At 70.6% G+C, this 19,168-nt stretch carries 21 protein-coding genes; all 21 read right to left on the reverse strand.

The window, feature by feature from the left end:
- Positions 1 to 19 precede the first annotated feature (19 nt).
- Positions 20 to 385: a flagellar hook-basal body complex protein FliE gene (gene fliE / locus SNE34_RS13240; protein ID WP_332617998.1), complete on the reverse strand. Its 366-nt coding sequence runs from the start codon at positions 383 to 385 to the stop codon at positions 20 to 22.
- Positions 386 to 496: 111 nt separating this feature from the next.
- Complete coding sequence (locus tag SNE34_RS13245; protein ID WP_332618000.1) at positions 497 to 1,927, reverse strand: sigma-54 dependent transcriptional regulator; 1,431 nt, start codon at positions 1,925 to 1,927, stop codon at positions 497 to 499.
- Positions 1,924 to 2,322, reverse strand: coding sequence for a response regulator (locus SNE34_RS13250; protein ID WP_332618002.1), 399 nt, complete (start codon positions 2,320 to 2,322; stop codon positions 1,924 to 1,926). The genes SNE34_RS13245 and SNE34_RS13250 overlap by 4 nt, the downstream gene beginning before the upstream one ends.
- A 26-nt stretch (positions 2,323 to 2,348) precedes the next feature.
- The gene (gene rpoN, locus SNE34_RS13255; protein WP_332618004.1) at positions 2,349 to 3,740 is read right to left on the reverse strand and encodes an RNA polymerase factor sigma-54; all 1,392 of its coding nucleotides are present in this window, start codon (positions 3,738 to 3,740) and stop codon (positions 2,349 to 2,351) included.
- A 168-nt stretch (positions 3,741 to 3,908) separates the two neighbouring features.
- Complete coding sequence (locus tag SNE34_RS13260) at positions 3,909 to 4,538, reverse strand: response regulator transcription factor (protein WP_332618007.1); 630 nt, start codon at positions 4,536 to 4,538, stop codon at positions 3,909 to 3,911.
- Positions 4,539 to 4,644: 106 nt separating this feature from the next.
- Positions 4,645 to 5,202 (reverse strand): PilZ domain-containing protein, encoded by a 558-nt coding sequence (locus tag SNE34_RS13265; protein ID WP_332618009.1) that lies wholly within the window; start codon positions 5,200 to 5,202, stop codon positions 4,645 to 4,647.
- A complete protein-coding gene (locus SNE34_RS13270) occupies positions 5,202 to 5,480 on the reverse strand; it encodes a hypothetical protein (RefSeq protein WP_332618011.1) in 279 nt (92 codons plus the stop codon). Before SNE34_RS13270 ends, SNE34_RS13265 begins: the two co-directional genes overlap by 1 nt.
- Positions 5,477 to 5,899, reverse strand: a complete 423-nt coding sequence (gene fliS / locus SNE34_RS13275; protein WP_460970965.1) for a flagellar export chaperone FliS — start codon at positions 5,897 to 5,899, stop codon at positions 5,477 to 5,479. The genes SNE34_RS13270 and fliS overlap by 4 nt, the downstream gene beginning before the upstream one ends.
- A complete protein-coding gene (gene fliD / locus SNE34_RS13280) occupies positions 5,896 to 7,233 on the reverse strand; it encodes a flagellar filament capping protein FliD (RefSeq protein WP_332618013.1) in 1,338 nt (445 codons plus the stop codon). Before fliD ends, fliS begins: the two co-directional genes overlap by 4 nt.
- A gap of 86 nt (positions 7,234 to 7,319) precedes the next feature.
- Entirely contained in the window at positions 7,320 to 8,486 is a 1,167-nt protein-coding gene (locus SNE34_RS13285; protein ID WP_332618015.1) for a flagellin, read from the reverse strand.
- 150 nt (positions 8,487 to 8,636) lie between these two features.
- Positions 8,637 to 9,839 carry a flagellar hook-associated protein FlgL gene (flgL, locus tag SNE34_RS13290; RefSeq protein WP_332618017.1) on the reverse strand — a complete coding sequence of 401 codons (1,203 nt, stop codon included), beginning with the start codon at positions 9,837 to 9,839 and terminating at the stop codon, positions 8,637 to 8,639.
- Entirely contained in the window at positions 9,839 to 11,722 is a 1,884-nt protein-coding gene (gene flgK, locus SNE34_RS13295) for a flagellar hook-associated protein FlgK (protein WP_332618019.1), read from the reverse strand. Before flgK ends, flgL begins: the two co-directional genes overlap by 1 nt.
- A gap of 2 nt (positions 11,723 to 11,724) precedes the next feature.
- Positions 11,725 to 12,786 (reverse strand): flagellar assembly peptidoglycan hydrolase FlgJ, encoded by a 1,062-nt coding sequence (gene flgJ / locus SNE34_RS13300; RefSeq protein ID WP_425604541.1) that lies wholly within the window; start codon positions 12,784 to 12,786, stop codon positions 11,725 to 11,727.
- A 9-nt stretch (positions 12,787 to 12,795) separates the two neighbouring features.
- On the reverse strand, positions 12,796 to 13,914 hold the full coding sequence (locus tag SNE34_RS13305) for a flagellar basal body P-ring protein FlgI (protein ID WP_332618021.1): 1,119 nt from the start codon (positions 13,912 to 13,914) through the stop codon (positions 12,796 to 12,798).
- Between the two features lie 11 nt (positions 13,915 to 13,925).
- Positions 13,926 to 14,657, reverse strand: a complete 732-nt coding sequence (locus tag SNE34_RS13310; protein ID WP_332618023.1) for a flagellar basal body L-ring protein FlgH — start codon at positions 14,655 to 14,657, stop codon at positions 13,926 to 13,928.
- Positions 14,658 to 14,664: 7 nt separating this feature from the next.
- Positions 14,665 to 15,450, reverse strand: a complete 786-nt coding sequence (gene flgG / locus SNE34_RS13315; RefSeq protein ID WP_332618025.1) for a flagellar basal-body rod protein FlgG — start codon at positions 15,448 to 15,450, stop codon at positions 14,665 to 14,667.
- A gap of 34 nt (positions 15,451 to 15,484) precedes the next feature.
- Complete coding sequence (locus tag SNE34_RS13320; RefSeq protein ID WP_332618210.1) at positions 15,485 to 16,231, reverse strand: flagellar basal body rod protein FlgF; 747 nt, start codon at positions 16,229 to 16,231, stop codon at positions 15,485 to 15,487.
- A gap of 127 nt (positions 16,232 to 16,358) precedes the next feature.
- On the reverse strand, positions 16,359 to 17,579 hold the full coding sequence (gene flgE, locus SNE34_RS13325) for a flagellar hook protein FlgE (protein WP_332618028.1): 1,221 nt from the start codon (positions 17,577 to 17,579) through the stop codon (positions 16,359 to 16,361).
- A gap of 59 nt (positions 17,580 to 17,638) precedes the next feature.
- Positions 17,639 to 18,319, reverse strand: coding sequence for a flagellar hook assembly protein FlgD (locus tag SNE34_RS13330; protein ID WP_332618030.1), 681 nt, complete (start codon positions 18,317 to 18,319; stop codon positions 17,639 to 17,641).
- Positions 18,320 to 18,331: 12 nt separating this feature from the next.
- A complete protein-coding gene (flgC, locus tag SNE34_RS13335) occupies positions 18,332 to 18,739 on the reverse strand; it encodes a flagellar basal body rod protein FlgC (RefSeq protein WP_332618032.1) in 408 nt (135 codons plus the stop codon).
- 11 nt (positions 18,740 to 18,750) lie between these two features.
- On the reverse strand, positions 18,751 to 19,140 hold the full coding sequence (gene flgB / locus SNE34_RS13340) for a flagellar basal body rod protein FlgB (RefSeq protein WP_332618034.1): 390 nt from the start codon (positions 19,138 to 19,140) through the stop codon (positions 18,751 to 18,753).
- Positions 19,141 to 19,168: the final 28 nt, after the last annotated feature.

Below are 19,168 nucleotides of genomic sequence, written 5' to 3' on the forward strand. Positions count from 1 at the left end.
CTCTGCTCGTCGTTCGTCGTTAGATCGGCATGTTCATGACGTCCTGGTACGCCTGTACCAGTCGGTTGCGCACTTCCACCGTGGCCCGGAACGCCACCGACGATTCCTGCATCGCCACCATCACCCGCGCCAGGTCGGCGCGCGGGTCGCCCATTTCGAAGGCCTTCTGCAGTTCGCCGGATTCGCGCTGGGCACGGCTGACGCCTTCCAGCGCGCGGTTGAGGGTGTCGCCGAAGCCGGGCGCGTCGCCACCGCGGCCGATCGCGTCGGGCTGCAGGCCCTGGGGCTTGATCGCGTTGCCGGCGGCCACGTCGGCCGTCGGCCCGCGCATGAGGGTCTCGTGCGCGCGGATCTGGGAAAGAATCGATGAGATCGCGTCGGTCATGGGCCGTGGGCTTACGCTTCAAGGCGGGTCTGACCGGGTTAGGCAAGGTGCGTGCCACGGCGCTGCCGGAATCCCGGCGCGGCGGCAAACCACCGCCGGCGTGGGTTGGCGCTATTCGCGCTCGATGCCGTACTTGCGCAGCTTTTCGACCAGGGTGGTGCGGCGCAGGCCGAGCAGCGGCGCGGCGTGGGCGACCACGCCGTCGGCCTGGGCCAGGGCGGCGCGGATCAGTTCCAGTTCGATCTCGGCGATGTGGCTGCGCAGGTCGAGGCCTTCCGGCGGCAGGGTCGTATTCGGTGAAAGCATGCGCGGATCGATCGCGTCGCCGGCGGGGCCCGGCATCGTCGGCGCGGCCGGGACAAACTCATCCTCCGGCAGGTCCGGCATCGCCGCCCGGTAGCGCGCCGGCAGGTCGGCGGCGCGCACGATCGTCGACGGGTGCAGCACCGCCAGCCGCTCCAGCAGGTTGCTCAGCTCGCGCACGTTGCCGGGCCAGTCGTAGTGGCCGAGCGCGCTTACCGCGCCGGCGCTGAGCTTGACCTGGCCGCGGCCGCTTTCGCTGAGCTGGCGGGTGATCGCGGCGATCAGGTCGGGCAGGTCGGCGCAGCGCTCGCGCAGCGGCGGCATCTCGATCGGGAACACGTTGAGCCGGTAGAACAGGTCCTCGCGGAACTTGCCCTCGTGGATGTGGGTTTCCAGGTTGCGATGGGTCGCGGCGATGACGCGCACGTCGCAATGGATCACGCTGGTGCCGCCGACCCGCTCGAAGGTGCGTTCCTGCAACACGCGCAGCAGCTTGACCTGCATCGCCAGCGGCATGTCGCCGATCTCGTCGAGCAGCAGGGTGCCGCCCTCGGCCATCTCGAAGCGGCCCTTGCGCTGGGTCAGCGCGCCGGTGAACGCGCCCTTCTCGTGGCCGAACAGTTCGCTCTCGAGCAGGTCCGGCGGGATCGCGCCGCAGTTGATCGCGACGAACGGCTTGTTGGTCCGCTTGGAGCGCTGGTGCACCGCGCGCGCGGCGACCTCCTTGCCGGTGCCGGACTCGCCGAGGATCAGCACGGTGGTGTCGAACGGCGCGACCTGGTCGATCATCCGCGACAGTTCCAGCACCGCTGGGCTGCGTCCGGTCGGGCCGCCGCCGGCGGTCTGCTCGCGGCGCTCGTCCTCGTCGATGCGCTTGAGGCTGGCGCGGCGCAGCGCTTCCTGCAGCTGGGTGCGGCGGATCGGGTAGTCGAGCGGCCACAGCGTTTCCGGATGCAGCCGGGCGCGCCACGGCGCCTGGTCGTTGCGGCCAGGCAGCACCAGCAACGGCGGGTGCAGCGGTTGCGCGCCGAGCCACTCGACGAAGCGGTCCCAGGCCGCGCCGGTGCCGGGGTCGCCGACCACCACCGCGACCCAGTCGCTGGCGCGTGCCTTGGCGAGGTCGACATCGGCCGCGTCGGTGACGATGCGCGGGGTGAAATCCATGAACTCCAGCAGCGTCGCCACACGCTCGGCACGGTCCATGTCCTGGTCGAGCAGGAGGATGCGCGACTCGCTCATTCCGCGGCCCCGGCCGGCTCCCTGCCACTGGCGCGCAGCCCGTCAAGCAGCGGCACGACGTCGTGGATGTAGGACAGCTTGCTGACGAACGCGTCGGCGCCGGCGCGCAGCGCGTGCTCGCGGTGCTCGGCGTCGTCGAAGTGGCTGGCGATGACGATGTAGGGCGGATTGTCCTGCGCCTTGATCAGGCGGGTCGCCTGCAGCCCGCCCATCTCCGGCATCGCCAGGTCCATCAGCACCACGTCGGGGCGCAGCGCCTCGCACTGGGCGATCGCCTCGATGCCGTTGCCGGCCGAGCCGATCAGCTCGACCCAGTCGAGCCGGCGCAAATGCCGCATGGCGGCGTTGATGAAGCCTTCGTGGTCGTCGACCAGCAACAGTTTTAGCGTGCTCATGCGGTGGTTCCCTGGGTCATCGTCGTTCAGGCCGCGAGGGCCGGCTTGCAGCGCAGGCGCGCGGACGGGATCGACAACTGGTCCCGGTACTTTGCCACCGTGCGGCGGGCGATGCGGACGCCACGGCGGGCGAGCAGCCCGGCGATCACGTCGTCGGCCAGCGGTGCGTGGCCCGGTTCGGCGTCGATCAGGCGCTTGACCATCGCCTTGACCGCGGCGCCGGAGACCTCGGCGCCATCGAGCCGCACCGCGAACAGGCGCTTGAGTTCGAAGGTCCCGCGCGGGGTCTGGATGTACTTGCCGCTGGTGATGCGCGAGACGGTCGACTCGTGCATGCCGATCGCGTCGGCGACCTCGCGCAGGGTCAGCGGCGCGATCGCCTCCTCGCCGCGTTCGAGGAAGCCGCGCTGGCGCTCGACCAGCACCTGGGTGGTGCGCAACAGGGTGTCGTTGCGCATCGCGATGCCGCGGATCAGCCAGCGCGCCTCGTCGAGCAGGCCGCGCAGCACGCCGTGCTCGCCCGGGGCGCCAGCCAGGGCCTGTTCGCAGTGCGCGGCGAGGCGGATGCGCGGCGCCGCGCGGCCGTTGAGCGCGACCCGCCAGGCGCCGCCAAGGAAGCGCACGCTGACGTCGGGAATGACGTGGCCGAGGTCGGCTTCGGCCGGCTCCTCGACCGCGGACGGGCGCAGCGACAGGATCAGCGCGATCGCGCATTCGACCTGCGCGGTGTCGACCTTGAGCGCAGCGGCCAGCGCGGCATGGTCGTGCGCGGCGAGGGCGTCGATGCGCTCGTCGAGGATGCGCGCGGCGAGGGTGCGGGTGGCATCGTCCGGCGTTTTCAGCAGTTGCGCCAGCAGGCATTCGGCGGCGCCGGCGGCGGCGACGCCGGGCCAGTCGCCGTGCAACAGGCGCTGGCGCACGGCTTCGAGTTCGGTGGCGTCGACGTCGAGGGCGAGCGCGCCGTCGGCGGCTAGCGCGGCCGTCGGGCGTTCGAGGAAACCGCGTTCGTCGCTGTGGTCCAGCCACCATTGCGCCAGGCGCAGGTCGCGTTCGTTCCAGGCGAACGCGAGCTCCTGCAGCAGTCGCAGCCGGTAATCGCTGGAGCCGGTCTCGGCGATCCGCGCGCAGGCGTCATCGTCGCCGCCACCGGTCGCGCCGCCGGACAGGTAGACCGCGTCGGGAAGTTCGTCGAACGCGGCAGCCTCGAGCGCGGCGGCTTCAAGCTCGGCTTCGTGCTCCAGCCCGGTCTCGCCGATCTCGTCGGCGTCGTCCGGCTCCAGCATCGGATTGCGCTCGAGCGCCTGGCGCAACTCCATCTCCAGTTGCGGCGCGGTCAGCTGCAGCAGCCGGATCGATTGCAAAAGTTGCGGCGTGAGATTGACGGTCTGCGCAAGCTGCGCCCGGACGGTGTGCTTCACGTTGTTTCCCCTTTCCGCCTGGTCGGCGGCCCCGGCATGAATCCTGCAGGAGCGGCGACGGGAAACGAATCGGGATGATCCTGAGCCGAGTAAGGTCAGGCCCGCTGCGAAGTAGGGGATTTCCCGACGTCGTGCCAGGATTCCGCCACCGCGGTCACGTTATCGCGGCTACAGGTTGTTGCCGTGCAGGCGCAACGCGACCCGCAGCAGCTCGACCGAGCTGCGGCAACTCAGCGCATCCATGATCCGGGCACGGTGGGTTTCCACGGTTTTGGGACTGATGCCGAGGTCGCCGGCGATCTGCTTGGTGCTGCGGCCGGCGCCGAGCGCGGCGAGGATCTCGCGCTGGCGCGGCGGCAGCCGGTCGACCCCATCGCCGCGTGCCGGGGTGGTGGCGCGCAGCTGCGGTGCCGATACCTGCGGACTCAGGTAGGTGCGGCCGGCGCCGGCGGCACGCAGCGCGATTTCCAGTTCGGCCGGCGCGGCCTCCTTGACCACGAAGCCCAGCGCGCCGCGCGCCAATGCCTCGCGCACGTGGCTGGCGTCGTCGTGCATCGACATGATCACCACCGCGGTGTCGGGGCAGACCCGGCGCAGCTCGTCCAGCGCCTCGAAACCGTTGCGGCCGGGCATCGACAGATCCAGCAGCACCGCGTCGGGCACGGTCGCGCGGGCCTGGAGCACGGCCTCGTCGGCACTGGCGGCCTCGGCCACCACTTCGATGCCGTCAAAGGACTCCACCAGCCGCCGCAGGCCGGCGCGGATCAGGGTGTGGTCGTCGCAGATCAGAACCCGCACGTGGGAAGGCGCTCCATCGCAAGGTGCGATTGCCTCACCTTAGCCGAGCGTTTCGGCCGCCACCAGCCGCGGGCCGGCAAAATGGGACGGTCGCCTCACCGCGGGCTCAGCGCGGACGGCGACTCTCGGCGATGGCGCGCCGGTGGACCCTGAACAGGTGGCGTTCCAGCGCCGATTCCAGCGCCGGTGGCAACGGTCCGAACCGTAGCCACAACTGCTGGCCGCCGCCGTGGCTGACGCTGGCGAGGACCCGCGCCGGCAGCAGCAACGCCTCGGGCATCCAGTCGGACGGCTGCACCCGGAACGCGCCGGCGGTGTCCGGGGCGACGGCATCGTCCACGTCCAGGCACACCCCCAGCGCCGACCAGCGCAACGGCCGCAGCGGATCGAAATGCTCGGCCACGCGGCTGGCGACCAGCGCGGTCAGCAGGTCGAGCTTGGCCTCGATGCGGTTGAGGGCGAGGTCGTTGGCGTTGTGTTCCTCGCCGTCGTCGCTGCGGCTGTCCTCGACCACGGCCAGCGCGCGCAACAGGCTTTCCGCGCGCAGGCAGGCCTGCCGCACAGCCGCCGGCGCCAGCGCGCCGGGCAGGAATGCCGCCGGGCGCACCTCCTCGCACGACAGCGAGTCGCCGAAGACCTGCGCGCGCGCGCTGTCGGCATTCATCAGCCGGCGTCCAGGTACGCCTTGGCGCCGCGACGGTCGCGGCCAAGGCGCTGCAGCGATTGCGCGGTCTCGCTGCGCACGCTGGTCAGCTGGGCGAGCAGCTCGCGCTGGGCGGCCAGCAGGGCCAGCCACGAGGCCTTGTTGTCGGCGTGCGGGGCGGTGTCGGCGAGGGTCGCGCGGACCTCGTGTTCGTGGCCGGCAAGCAGTTCAGCGGCCATGTCCCACTCGCCGGCATCGAGTGCGCGACGGATCGCTTCGGCCGGCAGCACCGGGATCATGGGGTGGCTCCCGCCGGACTCCGCGCGGTCGCATTCGCCACCGGCGCGATCGCGGTCCAGGCGCTTTCGATGTCGCCGAGCAGGCCGTCGACCTCCAGCAGCGGCGCCGCGTCGTTGCCGGCGTTGGCATCGAGCAGGCGGCGTTGCGCATAGTCGTACAGCGCGTGCAGGCCGTCGGCGATCTCGCCGCCGGCCTCGAGGTTGAGCGCGCCATTGAGACCGCCAATAATCGCGCTGGCGTCGGTGATCGCCTGCGCCTTGCGCGGCAGGTCGCCGCGTTCGAGGCAGGCCACCGCCAGCCGCGCGCGCTCACGGGCGCCGGCCAGCATCAACGCGATCAGCTTGTGCGGATCGGCGTCGAGGACGGCGCTGCTCACGCCGGTCTGGCGATACTGGTTGGCGAAGTGAGCGCTGGTCATGAGAATCCGGGAAGGTTGCCGAGCTGCTGGGCGAGGAAATTGCTGGTCGAGGTCATCTTCGACACCAGCACGTCAAGGGCGGTGAACTGGGCGCGGTAGCGCTCCTCGACCTGGGCCATGCGGCGGTCGAGGGCGACGCGCTGGTCCTGGATGGTGTCGGTCCGGCCTTCGAGGCCGGCACTGCGGTCGTCGAGCGTGCCGTCGTCGTCCAGAAGCTGGGCCAGTGAGGTTTCCAGGCTCGCGGTGAGGCTGCCTTCGCCACTGAACAGACGCGTCGCCGGCGCCGGATTCTCGGCGATTGCTTCGTCGAACACGGCTTCGTCCAGGGTCAGCTTGCCATCCTTGTCGCTGGTGATGCCCAGCGCCTTGAGGTCGGTGGTGGCGCTGCTGATCTGGTCGCGGAAGTCGCGGCTGATCCCACGCACCATCGCGTCGCCGTTGAGCGCGGCGGCGATGTTGCTGGCCGGGTCGTACTTGGTGGTCTTGGCGATGGCGTCGAGGGCGACGTTGTAAGCGCTGACCAGGCCCTTGGCGGCACCCCGCAAAGGCGAAGCATCGCTGGAGACGCTGAAGTCCTGGGTGGTGCCGGGCGCGGCGCGGGTCAGGGTCAGGGTCACGCCCTCGAGCATGTCGTCGATGCGGTTGCTGGCGCTGCTGCGGGTGAAGCCGTTGACCTTGACCTGGGCGTCGGTGGCCGCGGCCAGTTCGGTCATTGCGGTGGCGTTGGTCATCGCCGCCAGGCCGCCGTCGCCGCCGCTGGCGCTGATCGACAGCTCGTTGGCGATGCCGGTCTCGGTCGCGGTGAACACCAGGTGCGCGCCGTCGTCGGCGTTGATAATGGTCGCGGTGACGCCCTTGCCGTCGGTGGCCTTGTTGATCGCGTCGCGGATGCCGGCGAGGGTGTTGTTCTCGCTGTCGATCTCGATGTCGAAGCGGGTCTCGCCGCTGGTGATGGTCAGGGTGCCGGTGCCGACCGCGGTGTCGCTGGCGGCATACGCGCCGGTCGACGTCTTGTGCGCGGTGGCGAGCGCGAGCACCTCGACCTGGTAGTCGCCGACGGCCGCGCCGGCGCCGGCGCTGGCGCTGAAGTTTGGTTCCTCGGGCAACCGGACCTTGCGCGCCAACGCGGTGTCGTCGGCGGACAGTTTTTCCACCGCGCTGCGCAGGCTGTCGAACGCGCTGCGCAGGACACCCAGCGCCGAGATCTGGCCATTGACGCGTCGTTCGGTGCGATCGATGCGGGCCTCGGTCGGCGCGCGCTCGGCGGCGACCAGCTGGTTGACGATGGAGGCGACGTCGAGGCCGCTGCCGATGCCGGCGCTGCTGATGCCCATTTGTGGCCTCCATGAGGGGAATTCGGGGTGGAGCGTTACAACGATGATGCGGGGCGCGACCAACGCGCCCCGCACCGTTTACCGCATTAACGAAGCAGGCTGAGCACGCCCTGCGGCGCCTGGTTGGCCTGGGCCAGCATCGCGGTACCGGCCTGCTGCAGGATCTGGTTGCGGGTCAGCGCAGCGGTTTCCTTGGCGAAGTCGGTGTCCTGGATTCGGCTACGTGCGGCCGACAGGTTCTCGACGTTCGACGACAGGTTGGCGACCACCGAGCTGAAGCGGTTCTGCACCGCACCCATGTCGGCGCGGGCGGTGTTGATCGCGGTCAGCGCGGCGTCCATCGCCAGCATCGCGTTGTCGGCGCCCAGCGCGGTGGAGATGTCGAGGGTGTCGAAACCGGTGGTGGCGGTACCGGCGACGGCGGTCATCGTGGCCGTGCCGAAAGTCAGGCCGGTCGCGGTTTCGGTGGCCGCCTCGTTGGCGCTGGCGCCACCGATCACCACGTCGGTGCCATCGGCAGCGGTGAGGGTCAGCACGCCCGCTGCATTGGTCGCGGTGACGCCGGTGTCGGCGGTCACGGCATTGATCGCGGCGGCCACGTTGTCGCCCTGCGCGGTCGCGTCGGCACCCGCGACGACCGCACCCACGTCGACGCCATTGATAGTCAGGTCGCCGGCGGCCAGCGCGCCGACCGCGGCGGCAACGCCGGTGGTGGACGAGGTGCCGGTCACCGAGGTCCAGCTGCCCAGGGCGGTCGACGAGGCATCGACGATGCCGTCGACGGTGATGGTCTCGCCCTGGTTGGCGCCGACCTGGAACACCTGGTCGGCGAACGAGCCGTCGAGCAGCTTGACGCCGTTGAACGAGGTCTGCGCGGCGACGCGATCGATCTCGGACTTCAGCTGCTGCGCTTCCTTGTTGAGCGCGGCGCGGTCGGAATCGGAGTTGGTGGCGTTGCGCGACTGCACGGCCAGCTCGCGGATGCGCTGCAGGTTGTTGCCGATCTCGCCCATCGCGCCTTCGGCGGTCTGCGACAGCGAGATGCCGTCGTTGGCGTTGCGGGCGGCCTGGTCCATGCCGCGGATCTGGGTGGTGAAGCGCTCCGAGATGGCGAGGCCGGCGGCGTCGTCCTTGGCGCTGTTGATGCGCAGGCCCGACGACAGGCGCTGCAGGCTGGTGGCCAGGTCGGCGCTCGACGACGACAGGTTGCGCTGCGCGTTGAGCGACATGATGTTGGAGTTGATGACTTGCATGGTTGCGTCTCCTGGAAGGTTGATCCGGCTGGCGGCGAAGGCCTTGGCGCCGGGGTCCGCAGGGTGTTGGCCGGGTGGCCCTCGCCGCTGCTGTGATGGATAACGGCGGCGGTTTGTCAAGCTTTAATCGCGAATGCGAAATTGTTCGGGTTATCGCAACGCGTCGAACAGCGACAGGCCCTGCACCCGCACCATCGTGCGTTGCGCGGCCTCCAGCGCGGTCAGGTGCAGGCTCAGCTGGGTCGCGGCCTCGGCGTAGTCGACATCGCGCAGCGACGACAGGGTCGCGGCCAGCGAAACGTCCTCGGCGCTGCGCGCATCGGCGGTCGCCTCCAGCGTTGCCAGCCGGTTGCCGGTGCCGGCACGCACGCCGAGCATGTGGTTCTGTGCTGTGCCGAGGTCGGCGATCGACGCGCTGACGACGTTGTCGCGGCGGGCCCGCTCGGCGGCGGTCGCCGCCGGCGCTTCGAGTGCGTCGGCGAGGCGGTCGAGGGTGGCGAACACATCGCGGGTGGGCGCGCGCTCGACCGTGAAGCTGTCGCCGGCCGCGGGGCTGCCGGTCAATTCGAGTTGGACCCCGCCGGCGGCGATGGCGCTGTCGGCGACGTAGGTGCCGGTGGCGAGCACGGCGCCGCCGGCATCGACCACTTGGTAGGCGTCGGGCGCGGTGAACTGCACGGTCAGCGAGGCGCCGCCCCAGGCCGCGTAATCGGTGACGCCGCTGCTCTGCAGCACGCCGTTGCCGGTGTTGCCGGCGCCGGCGCGGCCGCGGATCTCGCCGTCGCCGGTGCGCACGCGCATGAAGATGTCGCTGCCGGGGTCGGCGTCGGCGACCGCGAGGTCGGCGGCGATGTCGATGTCGTTGTGGCCGTCGTTGCCGGCGTAGCTGACCGCGTCGCCGGTGTCGACGAACGGCACGACGCCGTCGCGGGTGCCGGCGAACAACCGCCGGCCGGCACCGTCGTCGCGGTTGGCGATGCCGAGCATGCCCTCGCGCAGCGAGCGCAGTTCGGCGGCGATGGCGGCGCGGTCGGGATCGGAGAGGGCGCCGCTGTTGGCCTGGATCGCCAGTTCGCGGGCGCGGATCAGCACGTCGCCGGCATCGTCCAGCGATTGTTCCTGCAGGCGCAGGCGGTGGCCGACGACGCCGCTGTTGCGCTCGTATTGCTCCAGCGCGGCGACCGCATGGTCGAGTCGCTGGGCGTTGGCGAACGCGGCCGGGTCGTCGGCGGCGCTGAGCAGCTTGCTGCCGCTGATCATCTCCTGCTGGGTCCGGGCCAGGCCTTGCTGGCGTTGCAACAGGCCCTGCAGGTTCTGCGAATGCATCAACGCGGTGGAGATTCGCATGGTCATCAGCGCACAACTCCGATCAGGGTCTGGAACATGTCGTCGGCGGTCTTGATGATCTGCGCGGCGGCCTGGTAGGCCTGCTGGTAGCGCAGCAGGTCGGCGGCCTCCTCGTCGAGGTTGACCCCGGATACCGACTCGCGCTCGGCGATGACCTGCTGGTGGATCGCGTCCTGTGCTTCGAGCGACAACTCGGCGTGGCGCGCCTCGCTGCCGGCGCGTCCGGTGAGCTGGGCGAGCCCGGCGGTCAGGTCGACGCCGCCGCCATTGAGCACGCCCTGGCTGTCGAGGTCGGCCAGTGCGCGCGCGTTGCCGTTGTCGGCCGAGCGCGGCGGGGTCGGGGCCAGGGTGAACTGGTCGCCGGCTGCGGGTGTGCCGTCGAGCACCAGCGACCAGCCGCCGGCGGTGTCGCCGATCGGCGCGCCGGCGGTGTAGGGATACGGACCGGCGCCGTTGACCGTGTACTGGCTGCTGTCGATGAACTCGATGGTGGCGCCGGTGAAGCCGGCGAACGCGGCGGCGTCGGTGATCCTGGCCGGGCCGGGCACCGCGTCGCCGAGGTTGCCGGTGTCGGCACCGGCCTGCAGCGGCCCGGCGGCGGCGATGCCGAGCGGGTCGTCGAGCACCACCTGCAGGCCGCTGGCGGCGCCGGCGGTGGGGCGCAGCGAGAAGCGGTCGCCGTCGGCCGGCGCGCCGCCGACGACCAGTTCGACACCATCGATCCGCAACGGATCGGCGGCGCTGCCGGTGCCGCTCAGCGCGACCGGTTCGCCGCTGCTCGCGCGGGTCGCGCTCCAGCTGCCGGCGCTGAAGCTCAGCACCAGGTCATGGCCCTTCAACGCGCCGACATCGCCGATCGAGGTGGTCAGGGTCGCGCTGCCGGCGTTGCCGGCGTGGGCATCGATCCGCGGCGGCGGCAGCGCGAACATGTCGCTGCCGACCGCGCCGTTGTAGTCGACGCCGGCACGCTGGGTGGCGTTGAAGGTTTCGGCGAACGCGACGGCGATGCGACCGAGTTCGGCGCGCATCGGGTCGAGCACGCGGTCGCGGAATTCGAGCAAGCCGCCGACTTCGCCCGACACCGCCGATGCCGGCAGTCGCGCGGGGCCGGCCGGGGTGTCGAGCGCGAGTTGCAGGCGGTCGGGGCGGAACGGATCGGGCGAAGTGGTCAACGCCATCGCGCGCTGGCCGAGCACCATCGCCTGGCCGCCGGTGGTGAACACGTTGATCGCACCGTCGTCCTGCTCGACCGTTTCGGCGCCGACCAGCGCGGCCAGCTTGTCGATGCGCAGGGCGCGCTGGTCGAGCAGTTCCGGGGTGGCGTTGCCGCCGGCGGCAACGATGTTCTTGTTGAGGGCGGCGATCTCGCTGGCGAGTTGGTTGGCGGCGTTGACCTGGCCCTGGATGCGGTTGTCGACCTCGCCTTCCATCGTCGCCATCTGCGCGTCCAGCGAGCGCCAGCGGCCGGCCAGTTGTTCGCCGGCGGCCAGCAATTGGCTGCGCGCGGTGGTCGAAGTCGGCTCGGAGACAACGCCTTCGGCGGCGGCGAAGAACGCCGACCACGGCGCGCCCAGGCCAGTGGCGGCATCGGACATCAATCCGTCGACCCGGGTCGACAGCGACGACAGTTGCTGCAGCCGGCCAAGCTCGCCGCTGCTGTCGACCTGGCGTGCGAACACCAGGCCGTCGGCGAGCCGTTGCAGGCGCGCGACGTTGACGCCGGCGCCGACGTGGCCGGCGCCGAGGGTCTGGCCGAGGCGCGATTCCAGCTCGACCCGCTGGCGGCTGTAGCCCGGGGTCGCGGCATTGGCGACGTTGTTGCCGACCGTCGACAGCGCGTGCTGGAACGCCAGCAGGGCCGAACTTCCGGTGGAGAGCAGTCCGCTCATGGTCAGCCTCGCGGGGTGGTGGCGGGCAGCGCGGCGTAGGCGCGCTGGTGGGTTTCGTCAGGCGCGTCCAGCTCGCCAAGCGCGCGTTGCAGCGTCGGCCCGTCGACGATCGCCGAGATCTTGGCGGCGTACGACGGGTCGGTTGCGTAACCGGCCTGCTGCAGCGCGTGGGCGAAGCGGTCGGGATCGTCGCCGGCGGCCAGCGCGCCGGCGTAGCGGTCGTTGCGCATCAGCCGGGCGTAGTCGTCGAAGCTTTCGTCGATCGAACGGTAGCCGCGGAACTCGGCGTGCTGGTTCCGGCGCACGCCGTTGATGAATTCATGGGTGGCCGAGTCGACCCGCTTGCCGTCCCAGCCGCCGGTGGCCTTGATCCCGAACAGGTTGTGCGACTCGTTGCCACCGACCAGGCGCCGGCCCCAGCCGGTTTCCAGTGCGGCCTGGGCGACCAGCGCCTTCGGCGACACCCCGAGTTCGGCAGCGGTGCGCTGCGCCTGCGGCCAGATTGAGCGGACGAAGGCTTCCGGGCTGCTGCAGTCGAGCGAGCCAGGGGCGTCGTTCGGCGCCGGTGCCAAGGGCGTGACCACCGGCGCCGCGACCGGCGCGATCGCGCCCAGCGACACGCCGTGGCGGCTCGGCGCCAGCGCGAGGGTGTTGCCGGTCGCGAGCACGGTGTCCGGCAACGCCATCGGCGCCGGACGGGCGGTTGGCAGCGGCCTCGCCAACGGCAGGTTGCGGGTCAGCGGCATGCCGCCGTCGTGGCCGAACGTGGTGGTCGGCGCCGTCGATGTGTCGTGCCCGAGTTGGCGTTCAAGCTGGTGCACGATCATCGGCGCCAGGCCGAGGCCGTCGCCCTTGGTGAGCTCGCGCGACAGCTTCTGGTCGTACATGTCGCGGTACATGGTGTTGTTGTCGCCGAGCAGCGAGTCGCCGAAGCTGGTGCTGCGCATCGACTTCAGCATCAGTTGCGCGAACTGCGCCTCCAGCTCGCGCGCAGCCGTCTGCAACCGGTCCCGCGAGGGCTCGGTTGCATTCAGTGGCATCGCGGTGGCGGAGCGCAGCAGCATCGGCGTGGCCTAGATCACCTCGAGTTCGGCGCGCAGCGCGCCGGCGCGCTTCAGCGCCTGCAGGATCGCGACGAGGTCGCCGGGGGCGGCGCCGACCGCGTTCACGGCCTGCACGATCGCCTGCAGCGAGGCGCCTTCCAGCACGAACATGCGGTTGCCTTCCTGCTGCACTTCGATCGTGGATTGCGGCACCACCACGGTCGCGCCGTCGCCGAACGCGCCGGGCTGGCTGATCTGCGCGCTTTCGATAATCGACACCACCAGCGAGCCGTGCGCGACCGCTGCCGGCAGCACGGTGACCTCGCCGCCCATCACCACGGTGCCGGTGCGCGAGTTGACGATGACCTTCGATGGCGCGGCGCCGGGATTGACCTCCAGCGACTCGAGTTGCGACAGGAACGCGATGCGGTTGCTGGCCGGCGCGGCGACCTCGATGGTGACGCCATCGATCGCCTGCGCGCGGCCGGGGCCGAACGCGGCGTCGATTGCGGCGACGATCCGCGCGGCGGTGGTGAAGTCGAACTCGTGCAGGTTGAGGGTGATGATGCCGGCCGGGCCGGACCCGGCCGGTGTCGCGCCGGCGACCGCTCGCTCGACGATTGCGCCGTTGGGAATCGTGCCGGTGTTGGGTGCGTTGACCGAGATCCGCGAGCCGTCGCGGCCGGAGGCGCCGAAGCCGCTGACCATCAGGCTGCCCTGGGCGATCGCGTAGACCTGGCCGTCGGCGCCCTTCAGCGGCGCCATCAGCAGACTGCCGCCGCGCAGCGAGCCGGAGTTGCCGATCGAGGACACGGTGACGTCGATGGTCTGCCCGGGCTTCACGTGCGCCGGCAGCTCGGCGTGGATCGCGACCGCGGCGACGTTCTTGAGCTGCGGGTTGACCCCCGGCGGGATGCTGACGCCGAGCTGGTCGAGCATGCTCTTGAGGCTCTGCACCGTGAACGGGGTCTGGCTGGTGCGGTCGCCGCTGCCGTCGAGGCCGACCACCAGTCCGTAGCCGACCAGCGGGTTGCCGCGCACGCCGCCGACCTGGGCCAGGTCCTTGATGCGCTCGGCATGGGCCGGAGCGGCGGCAAGAGCCGCAAGCCCCAGGGCGATGGCGATGAGCGGAGCGAAGAGCGGACGCATGTGCTCGGTCCTCAGTACGGGAAGGCGGCGGAGTTGAAGAACCGGCCAAGCCAGCCCATCGCGTTGGAACGTGCCAGCGTGCCGCGACCGCCATAGACGATCTGCGCGTTGCCGACGCGGTCGGAAGTGATGCGGTTGTCGGGACCGATATCGGCGACCCGCACGATTCCTTGAACCTGGACCAGCTCGTCGCCCTGGTTCAGGCGCATGCGCTTCTGGCCACTGACCAGCAGGTTGCCGTTGCCCAGGTCGAGGGCGACGACCACGGTGATCTCGCCCTCGAGCCGGTTGCTCTGGGTGCTGTTGCCGGCGCCGTTGAAGTCGCGGCCGGCTTCGATCTCGGCCTGCAGGACCGACTGGCCCTTGTAGGTGATCGGCACCCCGGCGATGGTCGGCGCGCCCAGGCCGATGCCGGACTCCTTGCTGACCGAGGTCTGCGCGACCGAGCGCGACGAGGTCGCCTCGACCAGCACGATCGTCAGCAGGTCGCCGACATGGCGCGCCTTGTTGTCCTCGAACAGGCTCATGCCGCCGGCGTGTCCGGCGGCGGTGCTGCCGGCGTAGATCGAGCCGGAGTAGGCGCTCGCCGGAGTTGCGGAGATCGCCGGTGCAACAGCGGTCGGCATCGCGGCCGCTGGTGCGACCGGTGCGATCGGATCGAACGGCCGCACGTCGCCGACGATGCTGGCGCAGCCGGCGAGGCCCAGCGAGAAGAACAATGCGGCGGCGACGGCGATTCTCATGGCGCGCTCAAAGATTGTTGTTGAGGAAGCCGAGCATCGAGTCGACCGTCGAGATCGCCTTGGCGTTGGTCTCGTACGCGCGCTGGGTTTCGATCATCGACACCAGCTCCTCGACCACGTTGACGTTGGAGCTCTCCAGCGCGCCCTGCACCAGCACGCCGGCGCCACTGGTGCCCGGCGTCCCGACCTGGGCCGGGCCGCTGGCGCCTGTCTCGACGTAGAGGTTGCCGCCCTTGGCCTGCAGGCCGGCCGGATTGACGAAGTCGGCCAGGCTCAGCGCGCCGACCTGGACCGCCTCGGCCTGGCCGGCGACCTGCACACTGACGGTGCCGTCGGCGGCGATGGTCACGCTCTGCGCGCCCTCGGGCAGCTGCAGGCCCGGCTGCACCGGGTAGCCGGAATTGGTGACGAGTTCGCCCTGCGAGTTGATCTGGAAGCTTCCATCGCGGGTATAGGCGGGGCTGCCGTCGGGCATCAGCACCTCGAAGAAGCCGCGGCCGTTGATCGCGACGTCCAGCGCGTTGCCGGTTTGCGACAGGTTGCCCTGCTGGAACTGTTTGGCCGTCGCAGCGACGCGCACGCCGGTGCCGGTCGACAGGCCCGACGGCAACTGGGTCTGCTCGGACGAGGCGCCGCCGGGCTGGCGCACGGTCTGGTACAGCAGGTCCTCGAAGCTGGCGCGGTCGCGCTTGAAGCCAACCGTGTTGGTGTTGGCGAGGTTGTTGGAGATCACCGCCATGCGCGTCTGCTGCGCGTCGAGGCCGGTCTTGGCGATCCATAGAGCCTGGGACATGGGGTGTTCCTCCGCTAAAGCTTCAGTCAAAAAATCAACGCGACGACAGCAGTGAATTGGCCGCGCGGGCGTTCTCGTCACCGCTCTGCAAGACCCGTACCTGCATCTCGAACTGGCGCGCGAGCTGGATCATCGACACCAGCATCGCGGTCGAATCGACATTGCTGCCCTCGACCGCGCCGGCGGTCAGCACCGCGCCGGCGGCCGGCGGGGGCGGCTCGGTGCCGGGGGCGGCGCGCATCAGGCCGTCGTCGCCGCGCACCAGCTGCGCGGTGTCGGCGGCGACCACCTGCAGGCGGCCGGCTTCGGTGATGGTCGAGGCCGGCTGGCCGAGCGGCACGATCGACAGGGTGCCGTCGTTGCCGATGGTCAGGGTCTCGTGCGGCGGGATCGCGACCGGGGCGCCGCCCTGATCCAGCACCGGCAGGCCGGACGCGGTGGTCAGCAGGCCGTTGGCGCTGATCCGCAGGTCGCCGGCGCGGGTGTAGCCGGTGCCGCCATCGGGCGCCTGCACCGCCAGCCAGTGGTCCTGGTGCAGGGCGACGTCGGTGGGGTTGCCGGTCTGCATGATCGCGCCCGGCGCGGCGCTGACGCCGAGCGAGCGATGCGCCGCCGCCACCCGCGTGGCCAGTCCGGGGCCGGCCACCGGCGCGGCGACTGTCCCGCTGAGGGTGGCCTGGAAGCCGACGGTGTCGCCGTTGGCGAGGTTGTGCGCGACCGAGCCCTGCGCCTTCAGCGTGGCGCTGGCGCCGGTCATGGCGACGTAGAGGGCCTTGTCGATCATTGGGTTCTCCCGGTCGGGACGAAGGTGGTGCTTGTTGTAGGAGCGGCTTCAGCCGCGATCTGGAGCCGGCGCGGGCGAACGGTTTCAGATCGCGGCTGAAGCCGCTCCTACAACGTCACTGGCGTCAGCGGATGTTGATCACGGTCTGGGTGATCTGGTCCTGGGTCGAGATCATCTGCGCGTTGGCCTGGAAGTTGCGCTGCGCGGTGATCATGTTGACCAGCTGCTCGGTCAGGTCGACGTTGGACGCCTCCAGCGCGCCGCCCTGGACCAGTCCGAACTCCGAGGACCCGGCGGCGCCGCGGCGCGGCTGGCCGGATTCGAAAGTCTCGGCCCAGCCGTTGTCGCCTAGCGGCTGCAGCCCCTGCGGGTTGGAGAACGCGGTCAGCGCGACCTGCCCCAGCGGGGTCGACACGCCATTGGTGTAACGCGCGTTGACCACGCCGGTCGACGACACCTCGATGCCGGTCAGGCGGCCGGTGGCATGGCCGTCCTGGACCAGCGCAGAGACGTTGAACGACTCGCCGTACTGGGTCGAATCGCCGAGGTCGAGGGCGAGGTTGAGCGGCGCCGCGCCGTTGCCGGGATCGTGCGCCGGCAACGTCACCACGCCGGTCGCCGGCACCTGCAGCGCGCCGGTGTCGGAGTACTGCAGGGTGGTGGGAGTGCCGACCGCGGTGCCGTCGATCGAGGTGTGGACCTGCCACTCGTTGGGGTTGGCGGTCTTGACGAAGTGCAGCGATTGGGTGTGCGGCGCGCCGAGCGAGTCGTACACCGTCAGCGAGGTGGTGTGGTTGTAGGTGGTCGGGTCGGCCGGGTCGAACGGGGTGATCGTCGGCGGCGTCGCGTCGGCCGGCAGGTTGCTGCCGACCTCGACCCTTCCGGTCGCCTGCGGCGGCGCATCGCCGGTGGCCAGCTGCAGGTCGCTCATGCGGCCGGTGTCGAAACCGGTGCCGGAGCTGTTGGGCAGGTAGACCTGCAGCCGGTGGCCCGACGGATTGACCACGAAGCCGTCGCGGTCGGCGCCGAAATTGCCGGCGCGCGAGTACACGGTCGAGCCCTGGTTGGACAGGGTGAAGAAGCCCTTGCCGCTGAGCGCGAGGTCGAGCGCCTTGCCGCTGAACTCGACGTTGCCCTGGTCGAACTGCTGGGCGACCTGGTTGAGCCGGACGCCGGCGCCGATGGCGTTCTTCGACAGCCCGTAGGCCGACACCGGGAACACGTCGCCGAATTCGGCGCGCGACTGCTTGAAGCCGGTGGTGTTGGCGTTGGCGATGTTGTTGGAGGTGACGTTGAGGTCGGCCGTGGCCGCGTTCATGCCACTGAGCGAGATGCGGAAACTCATGCGGGTGCTCCTGGGTGGGTCGGCGTGCGGGTGCGGGTGTGGAGGTGAGGGGGCGGGCGTCAGCCGATCCGGCGGATCGCCGAGAGCGGATGGCTGCCGAGGCCGGCGAGGTTGAGGACCAGGCCCTGCGGCTCGATCGAGACGCTGTCGATGTGAGCGGCGACGCCGACGACCAGGGTTTCGCTGTCCTCGCCGGTGCCGGAGGTGGCGCGGATCGTGTACTGGCCGCCGGCCGTTGGGTTGCCGGCGTCGTCGCGGCCATCCCACGCCCACGGCACGCCGCCGGCGGCGTCGGCCTGGACGCTGGTGCGGCGCACGGTGGCGCCGCTGGCGTCGACGATTTCGATCTGGATCGTGCCCGCGCCCGATGCGGCGATCTCGCCGCTGAGGCCGGCGCCGGCGGCGAGCTCGACCGTGTCGGCCTCGATCAGCGCCTCGCGGCCGACCAGTGCGGCCGCGCGCAGGGTCTGGTCGGACTCCATCACACTGGCCACGGCCGACAGACCGGCCTGCATCTTGTCGATGCCTTGCACGGTCGAGAACTGCGCCAGCTGGCCGAGGAACTCGGCATTCGCCATCGGCTTCAGCGGGTCCTGGTTCTTCAATTGCTCGGTCATCAGCCGCAGGAAGTCGGCCTGGCCCAGCGCGGTGTCCCGCTCGGGGGTCTTGCTGGCCAGTCCGAGCGAACCCCAGGGGTTCTCGCTGTTGCCGCTGACGTTGGGAGAAGTAATCGTGCTCATCGTGTGTGTCCCTTACTTGCCCATGCCCAGCGTCGCCATCGCCAGTTCCTTGGCGGTGCTGAACACCTCCACGTTGGCCTGGTAGCTGCGCGAGGCGGAGATCAGGTCGACCATCTGCGTCACCGGGTCGATCGCCGGCGCGTAGACGTAACCGTCGGGGTCGGCCAGCGGGTGGCCGGGGTCGTAGCGCTTGATCGGCGCGGCGGTGCTTTCGATCACCTCGGTCACCTGCACCCCGGCCAGCGCCGGCTCGCCGGCGACGGTCTGGGCGGTGAATACCGGCTGCTTGGCGCGGTACACGGTGTCGGCGTCGCCGGACACCGAATCGGCATTGGCGAGGTTGCTGGCGATGCTGCTCAGGCGCACCGACTGCGCGTTCATCGCCGAGCCGGCGATGTCGAAGATCGGAAGGTTGCTCATGGGTCGGCCTCCTACTGCCCGGTGATCGCGGTCAGCATCCCGCGCACCTTGGATTCGACGAACGACAGCGACGCGCGGTATTCCAGCGTCGCCTGGGCGAACTGGGCGCGGGCGCGTTCGCCGTCGACGGTGTTGCCGTCCATGCTCGGCTGCCGCGGCGTCGGCGCGTACTGCGCGGCGGTAGCGGCGTTGTCGATCGCATCGCCGGGGCCGACCGGCTGCAACGCCGCGCGCAGGGCGCCCTGGAAGTCCAGGTCCTGGGCCTTGAAGCCGGGGGTGTCGGCGTTGGCGATGTTGCCGGCGAGCAATTGCAGGCGCTGCTCGCGCAAGGCCAGGGCGGTGCCGTGGATGCCGAGGAACGACTGGCCGGGCTGGCCGGGTGACTGGATTGGCGAAGGCATGGCGCCCTCCGGGGTGTGTTCACCCGGG

Source organism: Novilysobacter erysipheiresistens (genome assembly GCF_036663935.1).
In the GTDB taxonomy this organism is placed as follows: Bacteria; Pseudomonadota; Gammaproteobacteria; order Xanthomonadales; family Xanthomonadaceae; genus Novilysobacter; species Novilysobacter erysipheiresistens.

What these genes read in the sequence shown, in the direction of transcription:
- fliS (WP_460970965.1), bottom strand. Translation starts at nt 5,899, where the DNA reads ATGACCAGCGCTCACTTCGCCAACCAGTATCGCCAGACCGGCGTGAGC.
- flgK (WP_332618019.1), bottom strand. Translation starts at nt 11,722, where the DNA reads ATGAGCGGACTGCTCTCCACCGGAAGTTCGGCCCTGCTGGCGTTCCAG.
- SNE34_RS13305 (WP_332618021.1), bottom strand. Translation starts at nt 13,914, where the DNA reads ATGCGTCCGCTCTTCGCTCCGCTCATCGCCATCGCCCTGGGGCTTGCG.
- fliE (WP_332617998.1), bottom strand. Translation starts at nt 385, where the DNA reads ATGACCGACGCGATCTCATCGATTCTTTCCCAGATCCGCGCGCACGAG.
- flgL (WP_332618017.1), bottom strand. Translation starts at nt 9,839, where the DNA reads ATGACCATGCGAATCTCCACCGCGTTGATGCATTCGCAGAACCTGCAG.
- flgG (WP_332618025.1), bottom strand. Translation starts at nt 15,450, where the DNA reads ATGTCCCAGGCTCTATGGATCGCCAAGACCGGCCTCGACGCGCAGCAG.
- flgE (WP_332618028.1), bottom strand. Translation starts at nt 17,579, where the DNA reads ATGAGTTTCCGCATCTCGCTCAGTGGCATGAACGCGGCCACGGCCGAC.
- flgB (WP_332618034.1), bottom strand. Translation starts at nt 19,140, where the DNA reads ATGCCTTCGCCAATCCAGTCACCCGGCCAGCCCGGCCAGTCGTTCCTC.
- SNE34_RS13270 (WP_332618011.1), bottom strand. Translation starts at nt 5,480, where the DNA reads ATGATCCCGGTGCTGCCGGCCGAAGCGATCCGTCGCGCACTCGATGCC.
- SNE34_RS13265 (WP_332618009.1), bottom strand. Translation starts at nt 5,202, where the DNA reads ATGAATGCCGACAGCGCGCGCGCGCAGGTCTTCGGCGACTCGCTGTCG.
- SNE34_RS13310 (WP_332618023.1), bottom strand. Translation starts at nt 14,657, where the DNA reads ATGAGAATCGCCGTCGCCGCCGCATTGTTCTTCTCGCTGGGCCTCGCC.
- flgC (WP_332618032.1), bottom strand. Translation starts at nt 18,739, where the DNA reads ATGAGCAACCTTCCGATCTTCGACATCGCCGGCTCGGCGATGAACGCG.
- SNE34_RS13250 (WP_332618002.1), bottom strand. Translation starts at nt 2,322, where the DNA reads ATGAGCACGCTAAAACTGTTGCTGGTCGACGACCACGAAGGCTTCATC.
- SNE34_RS13285 (WP_332618015.1), bottom strand. Translation starts at nt 8,486, where the DNA reads ATGCAAGTCATCAACTCCAACATCATGTCGCTCAACGCGCAGCGCAAC.
- fliD (WP_332618013.1), bottom strand. Translation starts at nt 7,233, where the DNA reads ATGGGCATCAGCAGCGCCGGCATCGGCAGCGGCCTCGACGTCGCCTCC.
- flgJ (WP_425604541.1), bottom strand. Translation starts at nt 12,786, where the DNA reads ATGCTGCTGCGCTCCGCCACCGCGATGCCACTGAATGCAACCGAGCCC.
- SNE34_RS13245 (WP_332618000.1), bottom strand. Translation starts at nt 1,927, where the DNA reads ATGAGCGAGTCGCGCATCCTCCTGCTCGACCAGGACATGGACCGTGCC.
- SNE34_RS13330 (WP_332618030.1), bottom strand. Translation starts at nt 18,319, where the DNA reads ATGAGCACGATTACTTCTCCCAACGTCAGCGGCAACAGCGAGAACCCC.